Source organism: Streptomyces sp. NRRL F-5630 (assembly GCF_000719475.1).
GTDB lineage: Bacteria > Actinomycetota > Actinomycetes > Streptomycetales > Streptomycetaceae > Streptomyces.
Window position 1 is genome coordinate 1 of sequence record NZ_JOGO01000102.1, and the last position, 16,707, is coordinate 16,707.

General features: G+C 74.4%; 10 protein-coding genes. 4 read left to right on the forward strand and 6 right to left on the reverse strand.

What is annotated here, in order from left to right; all coding sequences use genetic code 11:
• Positions 1–723: 723 nt before the first annotated feature.
• From sucD to IF99_RS0128200, 5 genes are all read right to left on the reverse strand, one after another.
• Positions 724–1,608, reverse strand: coding sequence for a succinate--CoA ligase subunit alpha (gene sucD, locus IF99_RS0128180; RefSeq protein WP_031000835.1), 885 nt, complete (start codon positions 1,606–1,608; stop codon positions 724–726).
• Positions 1,609–1,627: 19 nt separating this feature from the next.
• Positions 1,628–2,803, reverse strand: coding sequence for an ADP-forming succinate--CoA ligase subunit beta (sucC, locus tag IF99_RS0128185; protein ID WP_031000837.1), 1,176 nt, complete (start codon positions 2,801–2,803; stop codon positions 1,628–1,630).
• 298 nt (positions 2,804–3,101) lie between these two features.
• Entirely contained in the window at positions 3,102–4,310 is a 1,209-nt protein-coding gene (locus IF99_RS0128190; protein WP_051703735.1) for a VWA domain-containing protein, read from the reverse strand.
• A gap of 71 nt (positions 4,311–4,381) precedes the next feature.
• On the reverse strand, positions 4,382–6,946 hold the full coding sequence (locus IF99_RS0128195; protein ID WP_031000841.1) for a DUF5682 family protein: 2,565 nt from the start codon (positions 6,944–6,946) through the stop codon (positions 4,382–4,384).
• On the reverse strand, positions 6,943–8,127 hold the full coding sequence (locus IF99_RS0128200) for an ATP-binding protein (protein WP_031000843.1): 1,185 nt from the start codon (positions 8,125–8,127) through the stop codon (positions 6,943–6,945). The genes IF99_RS0128195 and IF99_RS0128200 overlap by 4 nt, the downstream gene beginning before the upstream one ends.
• A 115-nt stretch (positions 8,128–8,242) precedes the next feature.
• On the opposite strand from IF99_RS0128200, the gene IF99_RS0128210 reads away from it, so the two are divergent.
• From IF99_RS0128210 to IF99_RS0128225, 4 genes are all read left to right on the forward strand, one after another.
• Positions 8,243–9,643 (forward strand): SWIM zinc finger family protein, encoded by a 1,401-nt coding sequence (locus IF99_RS0128210; RefSeq protein WP_037827831.1) that lies wholly within the window; start codon positions 8,243–8,245, stop codon positions 9,641–9,643.
• Positions 9,644–9,665: 22 nt separating this feature from the next.
• Positions 9,666–11,285: a DUF5691 domain-containing protein gene (locus IF99_RS0128215; RefSeq protein WP_031000849.1), complete on the forward strand. Its 1,620-nt coding sequence runs from the start codon at positions 9,666–9,668 to the stop codon at positions 11,283–11,285.
• Positions 11,286–11,741, forward strand: coding sequence for a cytidine deaminase (locus IF99_RS0128220; RefSeq protein WP_051703733.1), 456 nt, complete (start codon positions 11,286–11,288; stop codon positions 11,739–11,741).
• A gap of 566 nt (positions 11,742–12,307) precedes the next feature.
• On the forward strand, positions 12,308–13,939 hold the full coding sequence (locus IF99_RS0128225; RefSeq protein WP_051703734.1) for a M23 family metallopeptidase: 1,632 nt from the start codon (positions 12,308–12,310) through the stop codon (positions 13,937–13,939).
• A 187-nt stretch (positions 13,940–14,126) separates the two neighbouring features.
• On the opposite strand, the gene pcrA is transcribed toward IF99_RS0128225, so the two are convergent.
• On the reverse strand, positions 14,127–16,616 hold the full coding sequence (gene pcrA / locus IF99_RS0128230) for a DNA helicase PcrA (RefSeq protein ID WP_031000858.1): 2,490 nt from the start codon (positions 16,614–16,616) through the stop codon (positions 14,127–14,129).
• Positions 16,617–16,707: the final 91 nt, after the last annotated feature.

A 16,707-nucleotide genomic window follows, 5' to 3' on the forward strand; every position in this document is an offset into this window, starting at 1 on the left:
GCCCCGGGCCCCCCGCACCCGGCCAATCCGCAGGACCGGCCCCCTGCGGACGGTCCGGGCACGGGCCCGGGGCGACTCGTCCCCCTGGAAGGCTGAGCGGTACGACAGGCCCTCAGGCCCCGGCCGCCGCAGCGTCGCCCCCGCCCCGGTGCCTGCGGTGATGCCGTGCCACCCGGGGCCCTGTTGCCGCAGGAGGGCCCGCACCACTCCTGCCTGCCGCGCCGCCGCGCGAAGTACCGCACGCGACGGGGCGCCGTGCAGGCGCGGAGGCGCGCGAAGTCGGGGGCGGCGAGGAAGCCGGACGCGGTACGGGCGACGGCGGCGGCGAGCGTGCCGCCCCGGGAGCCGGTCCCCGGCGTACGGCGGGCGCGGCGTCCTCCGGCCGGTCGGGCACCGGGCGTACGGGCACCCGGGCGGCGGTGGCGCTGAGGAGGGCCGGCGCCTCGTCGGCGGGCCGGAGACGGCCGACGTCGGCCGGGCTGACGGGGCGGGGCAGGGGTGGCGCCTGTCGACCGGGACAGCGCGCGGCGCCCGTGGTGCCGAGCCCGCGCGGCCGACGCCGGGTCGGTCCCGGGCCGCCGCGCCGCTCCGCGAACCTCCGCCGCCCCCGCGCGCGAACGCCCGCGCCCCGTCCCGTACACGCGGAGCGAACGCGGTACGGGGACGGGGCGCGGGCGGAACGAGCGGGCGCTCCCCGGGGCCTGGGCGGCCCCTGCGGGCGTGTCAGCCGTTGAGGATGGCGCGGGCGAGCTTGGCGGTCTCGGTCGGCGTCTTGCCGACCTTGACACCGGCGGCCTCCAGGGCCTCCTTCTTCGCCTGGGCGGTGCCGGAGGAGCCGGAGACGATGGCGCCGGCGTGGCCCATGGTCTTGCCCTCGGGCGCGGTGAAGCCCGCGACGTAGCCGACGACCGGCTTGGTGACGTTGGCCTTGATGTAGTCGGCCGCACGCTCCTCGGCGTCGCCGCCGATCTCACCGATCATGACGATGAGGTCGGTCTCCGGGTCGGCCTCGAAGGCCGCCAGGGCGTCGATGTGCGTGGTGCCGATGACCGGGTCGCCACCGATGCCGACGGCGGAGGTGAAGCCGATGTCGCGCAGCTCGTACATCATCTGGTACGTCAGCGTGCCGGACTTCGAGACCAGGCCGATGCGGCCCGGCTTCGTGATGTCGCCCGGGATGATGCCGGCGTTCGACTGGCCCGGCGTGATGAGGCCGGGGCAGTTCGGGCCGATGATGCGGGTCTTGTTGCCCTTGCTCTGCGCGTACGCCCAGAAGGCGGCCGAGTCGTGCACGGCGATGCCCTCGGTGATGACGACGGCGAGGCCGATCTCGGCGTCGATCGCCTCGATCACGGCGGCCTTCGCGAAGGCCGGCGGCACGAAGATGACGCTGACGTCGGCGCCGGTCTCCTTGATCGCCTCGGCGACGGAGCCGAAGACGGGGACGGAGGTGCCGTCGAAGTCGACGCTCGTGCCGGCCTTGCGCGGGTTCACGCCGCCGACGATGTTGGTGCCGTCGCCGAGCATGAGGCGGGTGTGCTTCATGCCGGTGGCGCCGGTCATCCCCTGGACGATGACCTTGCTTTCCTTGGTCAGGAAAATAGCCATGGTGTGGTGACCCGTTCCCTTACTTCGCAGCCGCGAGCTCGGCGGCCTTGTCGGCCGCGCCGTCCATGGTGTCCACGCGCTGCACGAGCGGGTGGTTGGCGTCCGACAGGATCTTGCGACCCAGCTCCGCGTTGTTGCCGTCGAGGCGCACGACCAGCGGCTTGCTGACGTTCTCGCCCTTCGACTTGAGCAGTTCGAGGGCCTGCACGATGCCGTTGGCGACCTCGTCGCAGGCGGTGATGCCGCCGAAGACGTTGACGAAGACCGACTTGACGTCGGGGTCGCCGAGGATGATCTCCAGGCCGTTCGCCATGACCTCGGCCGAGGCGCCGCCGCCGATGTCGAGGAAGTTGGCGGGCTTGACGCCGCCGTGGTTCTCACCGGCGTACGCGACGACGTCGAGGGTGCTCATGACGAGACCCGCGCCGTTGCCGATGATGCCGACCTCGCCGTCGAGCTTGACGTAGTTGAGGTTCTTCGCCTTGGCGGCGGCCTCCAGCGGGTTCGCGGCGGCCTTGTCCTCCAGGGCCTCGTGCTCCGGCTGGCGGAAGTCGGCGTTCTCGTCGAGCGAGACCTTGCCGTCGAGCGCGATGATCTTGCCGTCACCGGACTTGATCAGCGGGTTGACCTCGACGAGGAGGGCGTCCTCCTGGACGAAGACGGTCCACAGCTTCTGGAGCGCCTCGGCGATGCCGTCCTTGACGTCCTCGGGGAACTTCGCGGCGTCGACGATCTCGCGCGCCTTCTCGAGGGTCACACCCTCGTTGGCGTCGACGGCGATCTTCGCGAGCGCCTCGGGCTTCGTCGCGGCGACCTCCTCGATCTCCATGCCGCCCTCGACGGAGGCCATGGCGAGGAAGGTGCGGTTGGTGCGGTCCAGGAGGAAGGAGACGTAGTACTCCTCCGCGATGTCCGCGGTCTGGGCCAGCATCACCTTGTGGACCGTGTGGCCCTTGATGTCCATGCCGAGGATCTGACCGGCCTTCTCGACCGCGTCGGCCGGGTCGGAGGCGAGCTTCACGCCACCGGCCTTGCCGCGGCCACCCACCTTGACCTGCGCCTTGACGACCGCCTTGCCGCCCAGTCGCTCCGTCGCCTCGCGCGCCGCCTCAGGCGTGTCGATGACTTCACCGGCCAGCACCGGTACACCGTGCTTGGCGAAGAGGTCCCTCGCCTGGTACTCGAACAGGTCCACGCGCGTCCGTCCCTACTCCGTGATCTTGCCGCTGTGCGGTCTGTCAATCCGTGGGCGTGCCGCGTCAGGGCGGCGTGACAGCTGGCCTTCGTCACTGAGAGAAGCGCACACGTCGTTGTTCCGGGTACGCGGCATGTCCGCCTGCCAGGCTATCGCCGTCCCGCCGTGGTCTCTAAATCGCGAGGTACGGGCGCAGCGGTGATACCTGTCACAGGGTGCCCCTCGCTTTGGCACGGGGTGCCGCTACCCCGGGGGCTCTGACCTGCGGTTTCGGGGGTTCGCCGCGCTGCCGCGCCGGTCAGCGCGGCCCCTGTCCGGAGGGGCCCGTCTCCGGGTCGGGGACGGGGAGGGGGCGCTTCTCGATGGCGGCGGCCATGATCTCCGGGAAGAGGTCGGGGGTGCAGGCGAAGGCCGGGGCCCCGAGGGCCGCCAGGGCCGCCGCGTGCTCGTGGTCGTAGGCGGGGGCGCCCTCGTCGGAGAGCGCGAGCAGCGTCACGAACTGCACGCCCGCCGCCTTCATCGCGGCGACCCGCTTGAGCATCTCGTCCTTGATACCGCCCTCGTAGAGGTCGCTGATGAGCACGACGACCGTCTCGCTGGGCCGGGAGATCTTCGACTGGCAGTACGCGAGCGCCCTGTTGATGTCCGTACCGCCGCCGAGCCGCGTGCCGAAGAGGACGTCGACGGGGTCGTCGAGCTGGTCGGTGAGGTCGACGACGGAGGTGTCGAAGACGACGAGGCGGGTGTCGAGCGACCGCATCGAGGCGAGCACGGCTCCGAACACGGAGGCGTAGACGACGGAGGCCGCCATCGAGCCGGACTGGTCGATGCAGAGCACCACGTCCTTCTTGACGCCGCGTGCGGCCCGCCCGTACCCGATGAGCTTCTCGGGCACGACGGTGCGGTACTCGGGCAGGTAGTTCTTCAGATTCGCCGCGATCGTCCGGTTCCAGTCGATGTTTTGGTACCGGGGGCGGCTCACGCGCGCGCTGCGGTCGAGCGCTCCCGTGACGGTCTGCCGGGTCTTCGCGGCGAGCTTCTTCTCCAGCTCCTCGACGACCTTGCGGACCACGGCCCTCGCGGTCTCCTTCGTCGTCTCCGGCATCGCCTTGTTGAGCGAGAGCAGTGTGCCGACGAGGTGCACGTCCGCCTCGACGGCCTCCAGCATCTCCGGCTCCAGCAACAACGCGGAGAGCCCGAGCCGTTCGATCGCGTCCCGCTGCATCACCTGAACGACGGACGTCGGGAAGTACGTACGGATATCGCCCAGCCAGCGCGCCACGTCGGGGGCCGAACCGCCGAGTCCGCCCTGCCGCCGCCCGCCCCGCGGCTGCCCGCCGCCGTCCCGTCCCCCGTAGAGCGCGGCGAGCGCCTTGTCCATCGCGAGGTCCCGGCCGCTCAGCGAGACGCCCGTTCCCTCCGCGCCCCGGTCCCCACCGAGCACGAGGCGCCAGCGCCGCAAGCGCTCCTCCTCGGGCAGGACCTCGCTCACCTCATGGCCCGTCATGCCTTCCGCCCCCTTCTCCGTCTCCGTGTCCCGCACCGCCACCGCTGTCTCCCCCGCACCCGCGCCGCTCCTCACGCCGCCCGCCCCAGCAGCCGCAGCACCACCGGCACCACCGCCGCGGCGCGCGCCTCGTCGAGCCCCGGCGCGAAGCCCGGCACCGTCCCGCTCGCCCCCGGCCCACCGCCGTACCGCGTCCCCTCCCCGGAGCCCCGCGCGACCAGTTCGCCGAGCGAGCGGCGCACGGCCGGCTCGTACGCGGAGAACGTGCGCCGCAGGAGCGGCAGCACATCGGTGAACGCGGACGCCGGGACCCGTGCGAGCCACTCGTCCACGAGGGCGAGCAACCGTTCGTCGTGCACGAGCAGCAGCCCGCCGCCGCTCGCGCCGCCGCCGACGAAGCCGTCGATCCAGGCCGCCGCTTCGGCCGGGGCCGTCCCCGGCGAGAGCGCGAGCCCCATGACCCGCGCCGCCTCCTCCTGCTCCCACTCCCCCACGTCGAGCAAGAGGCGCGCGCACCGGCCCCGCACCACCCCGGCCGCCGAGTCCCGCCCGGCGATCCGGCGCAGCACCGCGTACCACCGTCGCCGCAGGCCGTCGTGCGGGGCGGCCGGGGCGGAAGCAGGCGCCCCGCCCGGAGCCGGGGCGTCCGCCCCGGCCGGAGCGGGCACGCTCGCGCCGGTGGGGGCGGGACCGCCCGTCCCGGCGTCCGTGCCCGGCGCGGTCTCCGTCGCCGGACCCGCCGTCGGCGCCGCGGACTCCAGCGAGTCCGCGAGGAGTCCCACCGCCCCGTGCACCGCGTCCAGGTGCTTCCGCACCGCCTCCGCGCCCTCCTCGTCCAGGCCCGCGCAAGCCGGCGGGAGGCCGACGAAGACGCGCTCGGCGAGCCCCGCCGCGACCTCGGTGAGGGCTCCGGTGTCGGTGCCGCGCACGTCGCCGTAGCGCAGGGTGCGGACGAGGGCGGGCAGGGCCTCGGCGAGGCGCGCCACATCCGTGTCGAGCGCGGCGAGGTCCGCGAGCGCCCGCATCACGTGCGGCAGCGACTCGCTCAACGCGGCGGGCAGGCACGCCTCGACGAGCGCGGTGATCTCACCGAGCCGCTTCGCCTCCGCCGCGCGCGCGGTCGCACGGGCCTCGGCGGCACCGAGGACCGTCGTGCCCCAGATGCCCGCCTCCGCGACCCGCACCGCGAGTTCGGGGTCCCAGCGCAGCGTCCACGTCTCGCGGAAGGTCCCCGTGCCGCCGTGCGAGGCGGCAGGGACTCCCCAGTCGACGCCGAGCAGGCGCAGCCGGTGCAGGAGCGTGCTGCGGGCGACGTCGTTGTCCTTGCGCAGGTCGAGTTCGAGGGTGCGCTCCAGGGCCTCCGGCTTGAGACGCAGGCTGCGCTGGAGACGGGTCAGATCGCGCTGGAGGGGCATCGCGGGCGCGCTGTCGGGGACTTCACCGAGCACGTCGCCCACGATGAGCCTGTCGTGGACGAGCGCGAGCGGCACGTCGGAGCCCTCGCACATGACGGAGCGCACCGCGTCCATCGTCTCGCCGAGCCCCGCGAGCGGGCGCCCGCGCATGACGGCGAGCGTCTCGGCGAGCCGTACCGCCTCGATGACGTGCGCCGAGGAGACGTGCTTGTCCTCCTCGCGCAGGAGCCCCGCGACCTTCGTGAGCCACCGCTCGACCGGCCGGTCGGGGGCGGCGAAGAGGTGCCCGTACCAGCCGGGCGACTCGATGCCCGCCCCGTAGCCGCTCGCCCGCGCGAGCCTGCGGTGCGTCCACGGCACCCAGGTCAGCGCCGTCTTCGCCTTGGGCAGCCCGCGCAGCGCCGCGCGGTCGGTGGCGAGCGGGACGCGGGTGGCGAGGGCCGGTACGTGCCAGGCCCCGCACACGACGGCGACCGCCTCGGGGCCGTACTCCTTCTCGGCGGCGCGCAGGCACAGGCGCATGTGCGCCTCGCGCACCGCGTCCCGTGGATGCCCGCCGTCCGCGTACCGCTCGCGCAGCGCCGTCATGGCCTCGGCGAGCGCCGCGAACGCGGCGAAGGGGTACCGGGCCGCGCCACCGCCCTCGCCCGGTGCCCCGTCCTCGCCTGACGCCGTGTCGCCGCCGGCCGGGCCGCCCCGGTGCTCGACGACGTCCTCCCACCACCGCTCGGGATCGTCGTACCCGGCCGTCTCCGCGAGGACGGCGACGGGGTCGATCCGTACGAGGCCAGGGCCCGCCTCGCCCGGGTCCGCGTCCCCGGCCGCCGCCTCGTCCTCCCGGCCCTCCTCCCCGTCCCCGCTCTCGCCCGCCCGCTCCTCCTCGTCCCGCAGCGCGAGGCTGTGCGCCGCCGGGAGGTCGATGAAACGGACCGGGACCTCGTGCGCGGCGGCCCAGCGCAGGGCCGTCCACTCGGGCGAGAAGGCGGCGAAGGGCCAGAAGGCCGAGCGCGCGGGCTCGTCGACGAGGTGGGCGAGGAGCGCGACGGGCGGGCGCAACCGCGGGTCGGCGGCGAGCGGGGCGAGCGCGTCGGCCTCGGGCGGACCCTCGACGAGGACGACGGCGGGACGCGCCGCGTCGAGCGCCGCCCGCACCGCCCGCGCCGAGCCGGGGCCGTGGTGGCGCACCCCGAGCAGCAGGGGCGCGGCCTTCGGGCGGCTCATGCGCTCACCTCGCGGCAGGCCCGGTAGAAGTCCTGCCACCCCTCGCGTTCGCGGACGACGGCCTCCAGGTACTCGCGCCACACGACGCGGTCGGCCGCCGGGTCCCGTACGACCGCGCCGAGGATGCCCGCGGCGACGTCCGAGGGGCGCAGCACCCCGTCCCCGAAGTGCGCGGCGAGGGCGAGGCCGCCGGTGACGACGGAGATCGCCTCGGCCGTGGAGAGCGTGCCGCTGGGCGTCTTGACCTTCGTGCGGCCGTCCGCCGTGATCCCGTCGCGCAGCTCGCGGAAGACCGTGACGACGCGGCGGATCTCCTCGGCGCCCGCCGGGACCTCGGGGAGCTGGAGGGAGCGGCCGAGTTGTTCGACGCGGCGCGAGACGATGTCGACCTCGGCCTCGACGCTCTCGGGGAGCGGCAGGACGACGGTGTTGAACCGGCGGCGGAGCGCGCTGGAGAGGTCGTTGACGCCCCGGTCGCGGTCGTTCGCGGTCGCGATGAGGTTGAACCCGCCCACGGCCTGCGTCTCGGTGCCCAGTTCCGGAATGGGCAGGGTCTTCTCCGAGAGGATCGTGATGAGGGTGTCCTGCACGTCGGCCGGGATGCGGGTCAGCTCCTCCACGCGCGCGGTCATGCCCTCGGACATGGCGCGCATGACGGGGCTCGGCACGAGGGCGTCGCGGCTGGGACCGTGCGCGAGGAGCTGGGCGTAGTTCCATCCGTAGCGGATGGCCTCCTCCGAGGTGCCCGCCGTGCCCTGCACGAGGAGGGTCGAATCGCCGCTGACGGCGGCGGCGAGGTGCTCGGAGACCCACGTCTTGGCGGTCCCCGGGACACCGAGCAGGAGCAGGGCGCGGTCGGTGGCGAGGGTCGTGACGGCGACCTCGACGATGCGGCGCGGGCCCACGTACTTGGGCGTGATGACGGTGCCGTCGGGGAGGGTGCCGCCGAGCAGGTAGGTCGCGACGGCCCACGGCGAGAGGCGCCAGCGGGCCGGGCGCGGGCGGTCGTCCTGGGCGGCGAGGGCGGCGAGTTCGCCGGCGAAGGCGTCCTCGGCGTGCGGGCGCAGGGCCTCGGGCGCGTCGTCCGGCGCGTCCTGCGCGGTGCCGCTCGTGGTGCCGGTCGTGGTCGTCCGCGTGGTGTCCGGGCGCGCTTCGGCGCTCCGCTGTGCGGGCAGGGTCATGGAGCCGATTCCCCCTTCGGTTCGGATGCGTGTCCCACCCTGCACCACCCCACTGACAATCGCTCTGACCTGCGGCGATGACGCATTGTCAGTGGTGCCTCCTACGTTGGTCGGCATGACTTCGCAGGGGGTTCGCTGGACGGCGGAACAGGTGCTCTCGCTGGCACCGGACGCGCCGTCGCGCAAGGCGGGAAGCAAGCTCGGCACGGCGGGACCGTGGTCGGGGACGGGGACGACGGAGGAGGGGGTGGTGTGGGGGCTGTGCAAGGGCAGCGGCAGCAAGCCGTACCAGGCGCTGGCCGATGTCTCGGGCCCGGCGTACGCGTGCTCGTGCCCGAGCCGCAAGTTCCCGTGCAAACACGTGCTCGGGCTGCTGCTGCTCTGGTCGGCCGGCCCCGCGGCGGTACCGGCCGGGGAGCCGCCGGAGTGGGCCGGGCAGTGGCTGGAGAAGCGCCGCGCGCGGGCCGGGAAGAGCGCGGCCGCCGCGGCTCGGGGCCCCGCGGAGAAGGCGGACCCGGAGGCCGCCCGCAAGCGCGCGGAGCGCCGGGCCGAGCGGGTCACGGCGGGAGCGCGCGAGCTGGAACAGCGCCTCACCGACCTGCTGCGCGGCGGGCTCGCCTCCGCCGAGCGGGCGGGGTACGGCATGTGGGAGGAGACCGCGGCGCGGATGGTCGACGCGCAGGCCAAGGGGCTCGCCACGCGCGTGCGCGAACTCGGCGCGATACCGGGCTCGGGCCCGGGGTGGCCGGTGCGGCTCCTGGAGGAGAGCGCGCTGCTCCACCTGCTCGTACAGGGCTGGGCGCACCGTGAGTCGCTGCCCGCGCCCCTCGCCGCGACGGTCGCGCGCCGCCTCGGCCTGCCCGAGACGGCGCCCCCGCCCGAGGGCCCACGCGATATGTGGCTCGTGCTCAGTCAGTACGACACGCAGGAGGGCTCCCTGACGGTGCGCCGCATCTGGCTCCACGGCACGCGGACGGGACGCACCGCCCTGCTCCTCTCCTACGGGGCCGCCGGTGCGGCACCCGAGCTGAGCCTGCCCGTGGGCCTCGGCCTGGACGCGGAGCTGCGCCCCCACCCGGCGCGGCCGCGCGCCACGCTGGGCGAGCGCTTCGGTCCCGTGGTGCCGGTCGCGGAACGGCCGCGCGGCGTCCCGCTCGCGGAGGCGGCCGGGCGGTACGGGGCGCTGCTCGCCGAGGACCCCTGGCTCGACTCCTGGCCCGTCACGCTCGACGGCGTCGTGCCGGTGCGCGGTCCGGACGGCTGGCAGCTCGCCGAGCCGTCGACGGGCACCGCGCTCCCCCTCCCCCGCTCCTTCACCAGCACCTCGGGCCTGTGGCGCCTCCTGGCCACCTCGGGAGGCCGCCCCCTGCGCGTCTTCGGCGAGTGCGGCCACCGCGGCTTCCAGCCCCTGGCGACCTGGGCGCCCGAGGACCGCGAGGACACGGAGGAGGCGGACGGCACGGGGCGGGCCACCGCTCGCTCCCGGCCACCCGCCCCGCTCCTCGCCCTGCGCTGAACGCCCCCGACCTGGAGACCCCATGAGCCCCACCGACACCACCGCTCCCCTCACACCGCCCCGGTCCCCGGAATCCGGCCCCGACTGGGAGGACCTCGTCACGACGGCCCTCCTCGGCACCGACCGGCGGCCCTTCGCCGGAGCGGGCGGCGCGAACGGCCCCGGCGCCCTGCTCGACGAGGCGGCGCTGCGGACCGTACGGCGCCGGGCGGGCCTGCTGCCCGCCGCCGCCGCGCCCCTGCCCGCGCCCGCGGCCGCCGAGACCAGGCCGCCGCTCCCCGAAGCCGCGCGGCGAAGGCTCGGGCAGCTCCTCGGCGCGCGCGGGGACCAGCGCGGCAGCGCCCCCGACCTGACGGAGCTGCTCCCCCAGTGGCTGGAGCGCGCCAACGCGCACGGCTACGCCTCCCCGCCCGAGCACCTCCCCGCGCTGCTCGACGCGGCCAGGGGCCGTACCGACCTGCGGCCCGCCGTGCTCGCTTTCGCCGGGGCGCGGGGCCGGTGGCTCGCGGAGCAGAACCGCGAGTGGTCCTTCGTCCGCCGCACGGCCGTGGTCCCGCCCGCGCAGGGCGAGGCGGACAGCACTCCGGCGGACGACGAACGCCTCTGGAGCGAAGGGCTGTTCGCCGAGCGGGTCGCCCTGCTCGCCCGGGTGCGCGAGCGCGAGCCCGCGCGTGCGCTCGCCCTGCTCGGCCCGACATGGGCCAAGGAGCGGGCCGAGGACCGGCTCCTCTTCCTCGACTGCCTGCGGCCCGGGCTCTCGCAGGCCGACGAGCCGTTCCTCGAAGCGGCGCTCGACGACCGCAGCCGCAACGTCCGTGCGCTCGCCGCCGAACTCCTCTCCTCTCTCCCCGGTTCCGCGCTCGCCGCACGCATGGCGGAGCGGGCCCGCGCCTGCCTCGGCCCGGACCCCTCGGGCGCGATAGCCGTCGACGCGCCGCACGCGTGCGATGCCGCGATGGAGCACGACGGCGTCGTCGCGAAGCCGCCCACCGGACGCGGGGAGCGCGCCTGGTGGTTCGGGCAGATCGTCGAGGCGGCACCGCTCGCGGGGTGGCCGGAGCACTTCGGCGCCTCACCCGCGGAGCTCGTCGCGCGGCCCGTCGCTGAGGGCTGGCGCGAGGAGCTGCACGCGGCCTGGTGCCGGGCCGCCGTGAGGCAGGGGGACGCGGAGTGGTCACGGGCGCTGCTCGGTTCGCCGGTCGGCGGGGAGCAGGCCGCGACGGCGCTCGCGGAGCGGGCCAGGCTGCTCGCCGCGCTGCCCGCCGGGGAACGGGCCGCCTGGGTGGCCGGTTTCCTCGCGGCCCACGGGCTGTCCGAGGCGTTCCAGCTGCTGAGCGGCTGCGCGACGCCGTGGCCCGCCGAGCTGGGCCGGGCGGTCGTGGACGCCCTCAACATCGCGCGGGACGCGGGCAGTTACCCCTGGAGCTTCAGCGGCGTCATGGGCCTGGCCGAACGCTGTCTCGACCCGGCGGAAGCCCCCCACCTGGAGAAACTCATCGGCTCCTTCGAGGAGCACGAGGACAGCAAACCCGCGGCGGGCCTCTACTGGACCGACGTCTTCCACCGCCTCCTCGCCACCCTGCGCCTCCGCGCGGAGATGCGCGCCGAACTGGACGGGGCCGCGCTCACGGGGGCGTCCTAGATGTGTTTGTCGGGGAGGTGGGTGACGCGGCCTAGCGTGGTGCGCACGGCAGAGAACCCCGATCCCGCCCTGGTCCGGGCCGCCACCGCGCTCGCCGCGCGACTCGGCACGGACGACAACCACTCGGTGGCCGCCGCCGCCCGCGACGCCGACGGACGCGTGGTCACCGGCGTGAACGTGTACCACTTCACCGGCGGGCCGTGCGCCGAACTCGTCGTGCTCGGAGCCGCCGTGGCCGAGGGCGCAGGGCCGCTCGTACGGATCGTCGCGGCGGGCGACCGGGGACGCGGGGTGCTGCCGCCGTGCGGTCGCTGCCGGCAGGCGCTCCTCGACCTGTGGCCGGACATCGAGGTGCTCGTCCCGGGAGCCGGGGGCGCGGTCCGCGCGGTCCCCGTACGCGAACTGCTCCCCCACACATATGTCTGGGCCGACCACCAGGAACCCGACCCGTCCTGACCAGCGCCGCTTTCCGCCCTTCCGCCGGGGGAGGACTCGGGGCGACCGCGGCGCCGCATCCGGGTCACCGGCCACCGCGCCGTCAGCCGCACGGCGCGGTGGCATGCCCGGCCCGCGACATCCGCACACTTCCCCCACACCTCCCGCGCCCCCGCCGCCGCGCCGGGCCGCGCGACACGCCCGCCCCGCCGACGGCACGCGGTGCGAAGGGGGGGTCCTCACTCCCCGTACGCGCCGCGCGGAAGCCCCGGCGCCACCCGGTCTTCCCCGTTTCGCCCGTGCCCCGGCCGCCCACCAGCGGCCTTTCGCCCGTGCCGCACCGCGCCGGGCCCCGCACTCCGCCGCCAGGCAGGGGCCATGACCGGACACACCGCTACGGAGAAATCGAAAAAGGCCCGAACAACTCTCCGGCGGGCCGCCCGCTCTCCCCCAAAACCCCTCCGAATGCCCTCTCCCCGGGCCGTGAAACCCCCGGAAGATTGTCCGCCACACGAACCGGCGGGTACAGTCGCCGCCAGTTCCACCCGGGGATCTCTATTCCCAGCCCTGCCGTCGAGGCGAAAGAGATGTTGGTGAACGACCGCCACCCCTCGGGGACCAGTTCCCCGGCCTCGCCCCCTGGCTCCGCCCCCACCGCGTACGCGGAGTACCCGGGGCACGAGACGGACGGGTCAGGGCACGGCGGTCAGTACGGCTGGGGCGCACAGGCGGCCCCGGACCCGTACGCCTCGTACCAGGACACCGGCGGTTACGCCGTCGCCTCCCCGCCCGCCCCGGCCTACGGCGGTTACCCGCAGGACGGCGGCACGGGCGCCGGTACGGACGGCGCCGGCTTCGCCGCGTACAGCGGCTACGACCCGTACGCCACCGGCTCCTACGACACGAGCGCGTACGAGACAGGCGCGTACGAGACGGGCGCGTACGAGACGGGCGGCTACGCCCCCGGCGCCCACGACAGCGGGCAGTGGCAGTTCCCCGTCGAGGCGGCCGCGTACACCGCCGATCCGTACGCCGTGCCGCAGCCCCCCGCCTACGACTACGGCTACCCGGCCCACGGCGGCGGACACGCCCACCCCGCCGAGAACTACGCCGACGCCCCCTGGAACACCGGCGGTTACGACAGCGGTCCGCTCCCGCACCAGCCCGGGGCGATGCCCGCGCAGGGTGGCGCCTCCGAGGGGCTGAGCCACTCGGGCGCCGACACCGGTACGTACGACGCCTCCGCGTGGAACGCGGCGGCGTCCGGCCACCCCGACCTGAGCACGCCCCCGCACGGCACCCCGCTCCCCACCCCGCCCGGCACCGAGGCGCGCGAGCACACCACCGAGCCCCCCGTGGACGACACGGGCGAACTCCCCGTCCGGGAGACCGGCGAACTCCTCGCGGGGGAGACGGGCGAACTCCCCGTCGTCGGCGCCGACGCACCCCCGCACGAGCCGGGCGGGCAGCACGACGTCGCGCGCGGGCGCGGCAGGCGCCGCCCCGCCAAACGCTCGGCGCTCCTCAGCATCGCGGTGCCCTCCGCGTGCGTCATGGGCGTCGCGGGTGTCGCCGCCGCCTCGGTCGGCGACTTCGGCGGCGACAGCGCCACCGCCAACACGGCGACCGCCCCGTCCTCGCCCGTCAAGGCCGCCGCGGCGAACAACAAGCTCGACACCCAGCTCGCCGACCTCTCCCGTGCCGCCGACGATGTCGCCGACCGCGCGAGCCGTACCCAGGAGCGCATCGACCTCCAGGCGAAGAAGGAGGCGGCGCACAAGGCCGCCGTCGCCGAGGCCGCGCGCAAGGAGCGCGAGCGCCCCAAGTTCGTCCTCCCCGTCGCGCAGCACGGCCTCAGCGCCTACTTCGGGCAGGCGGGCGTCAACTGGATGTCGCAGCACACCGGCATCGACTTCCCCGTCGCCTACGGCACCCCCGTCATGGCCGCGACCGACGGGACCGTGCGGAGCCAGTGGAACAGCGCGTACGGGAACATGGCGATCCTCACCGCGAAGGACGGCACGGAGACCTGGTACTGCCACCTCTCCAGCACGACCCTCCCGAGTGGCACGGCGGTGAAGGCGGGCCAGGTGATCGCGCACTCGGGGAACTCCGGCAACTCGACCGGCCCGCACCTGCACTTCGAGGTGCGGCCGGGCGGAGGCGCGGCGATCGACCCCTTGCCGTGGCTGCGAAGCCACGGGCTCGACCCGGCGTAGGGCCAGAAGATCAGGCCGTGCACCTCACCGCGGTGAGGATCGGGCCGTGCACCTCACCGCGTGAGGATCGGGCCGTGAAGGCCGACCGCTCCGGCGCTTGAGGAGCGGGGCGTGGGCGCCTCGGGTGTGGGGCCGTGCCCCACGCGCGTCGGGTATGGGGCCGAGCCCCGCACCCCCGCCCGCGGCGCTACAGCTTCTCGACCGGCGCGTACCGCAGCAGCAGCCGCTTCGGCTTCTCGCCGCCGAAGTCCACGGTCGCCTCCGCGTTGCTGCCCGCACCCTTCACCCCGACCACCGTGCCCAGCCCGAACTGGTCGTGCGTGACCCGGTCCCCGATCGCCAGCGCGACCACCGGCTTCTCCTCCGCCCGCCGCGTCGCGAAGGCGGGCGCGCCGCGCCGGGCGCGCGAGGAGGAGAGCGAGGCCGCGATCCCGGCGGCCGGGCCCGCGGCCACCTTCGCGGGCGCCGCGCCCGTCCGCTTCCACTCCAGGTGGTCGGCGGGGATCTCCTCCAGGAACCGCGACGGCGGGTTGTACTGCGGCTGCCCCCACGCGCTGCGCAGCGTGGAGCGCGTGAGGTAGAGCCGTTCACGGGCGCGCGTGATGCCGACGTACGCGAGCCGCCGTTCCTCCTCCAGCTCCTTGACCTGCCCGAGAGCCCGCATGTGCGGGAAGACGCCGTCCTCCATGCCGGTGAGGAAGACGACGGGGAATTCGAGGCCCTTGGCGGTGTGGAGTGTCATCAGCGTGATGACGCCGTCGCCGTCCTCCTCGTCGGGGATCTGGTCGGAATCCGCGACGAGCGCGACCCGCTCCAGGAACTCCGCGAGCGTCCCCGCACCCTCCTCCTCGCTACGCTCCTGCTCGAACTCCAGGGCCACGGAGGCGAGTTCCTGCAAGTTCTCGATGCGGGTCTCGTCCTGCGGGTCGGTCGACGCCTGCAACTCGGCGAGATAGCCGGTCTGTTCGAGAACAGCCTCCAGGACGACCGCGGGTCCCGCGCCCGATTCGACGATCGTGCGCAGCTCTTCCATCAGCGTGTTGAACCGCTTGATCGCGTTCGCCGAGCGCGCCGCCATCCCGTACGCCTCGTCGACGCGCTTGAGCGCCTGCGGGAAGGTGATCCGCTCGCGCTGCGAGAGCGCGTCGATCATCGCCTCGGAGCGGTCACCGATGCCGCGCTTGGGCACGTTGAGGATGCGGCGCAGCGGCACGCTGTCCTCGGGGTTGGCGAGCACCCGCAGGTAGGCGAGGACATCGCGGACCTCGCGGCGCTCGTAGAAGCGCACGCCGCCGACGACCTTGTAGGGCAGGCCGACGCGGATGAAGACCTCTTCGAAGACACGGGACTGCGCGTTCGTACGGTAGAAGACGGCGACGTCACCCGGCTTCGCGTCGCCCGCGTCGGTGAGCCGGTCGATCTCGTCGGCGACGAACTGCGCCTCGTCGTGCTCGGTGTCGGCGACGTACCCGGTGATCTTCGGGCCGTTGCCCGCCTCGGTCCACAGGTTCTTCGGGCGGCGGTTCTCGTTGCGCTCGATGACGGCGTTGGCGGCGGAGAGGATCGTCTGCGTGGAGCGGTAGTTCTGCTCCAGGAGGATCGTCGTCGCGTTCGGGTAGTCCTCCTCGAACTGGAGGATGTTGCGGATCGTGGCGCCGCGGAACGCGTAGATCGACTGGTCCGCGTCGCCCACGACGCACAGCTCCGCCGGCTCGGGCGCCGGGCCGCCGTCGTGGCCCGTACCGCCGTCCGCCGGCCCCACCAGCTCCTTGACCAGCGTGTACTGCGCGTGGTTGGTGTCCTGGTACTCGTCGACGAGGACGTGCCGGAAGCGGCGGCGGTAGTGCTCGGCGACGTCGGGGAACGCCTGGAGGAGGTGGACCGTCGTCATGATGATGTCGTCGAAGTCCAGTGCGTTCGCCTCGCGCAGGCGTGCCTGGTACATCGTGTACGCCTGCGAGAGCGTCTTCTCGAAGGCCCCCGCCGTCTCGCCCGCGACCTCGTCGGCGTACGCCTCGGCGTCGATCAGCTCGTTCTTGAGGTTCGAGATCTTCGCCGTGAACGACTTCGGCGGGTAGCGCTTGGGGTCGAGGTCCAGGTCGCGGCAGACGAGCGCCATGAGCCGCTTGGAGTCGGCGGCGTCGTAGATCGAGAAGGACGACGTGAAGCCGAGCTTCTTCGACTCGCGGCGCAGGATGCGGACGCAGGCGCTGTGGAAGGTCGAGACCCACATCGCCCCGGCGCGCGGCCCGACGAGCTGCTCGACGCGCTCCTTCATCTCGCCCGCGGCCTTGTTGGTGAAGGTGATCGCGAGGATCGAGCCCGGGTGCACCCCGCGCTGACCGAGCAGGTACGCGATGCGGTGGGTGAGCACGCGGGTCTTGCCGGAGCCGGCGCCGGCGACGATGAGCAGCGGCGAGCCACTGTGCACGACGGCGGCGGCCTGCTCCGGGTTGAGCCCGGTGAGCAGCGCCGCCGGGTCGATCACGGGGCGTGGCGCGCCGTCCCGGTAATGCGTGTCCCTGGGCGGGGGCGCGTCGAACTTCCCGCCGAACAGGTCGGCCGGGATCTCCTCGGCAGGGACCCCGTCCTCGGGGGGCGGAGGGGGCTCCTCCTCGCCCGATGCCGGGGAAGAAGCCATGTCCGCCAGGAAGCTGTCGTCAAAGAGGCTGCTCATCGCCTCCCGAGTCTAGGCGGCCCCACCGACAACCGGGTGCGGTCGGGGGGATCGGGGGGCGGGGCGGGTGACGGCGGGGGCTGGGGCGCGG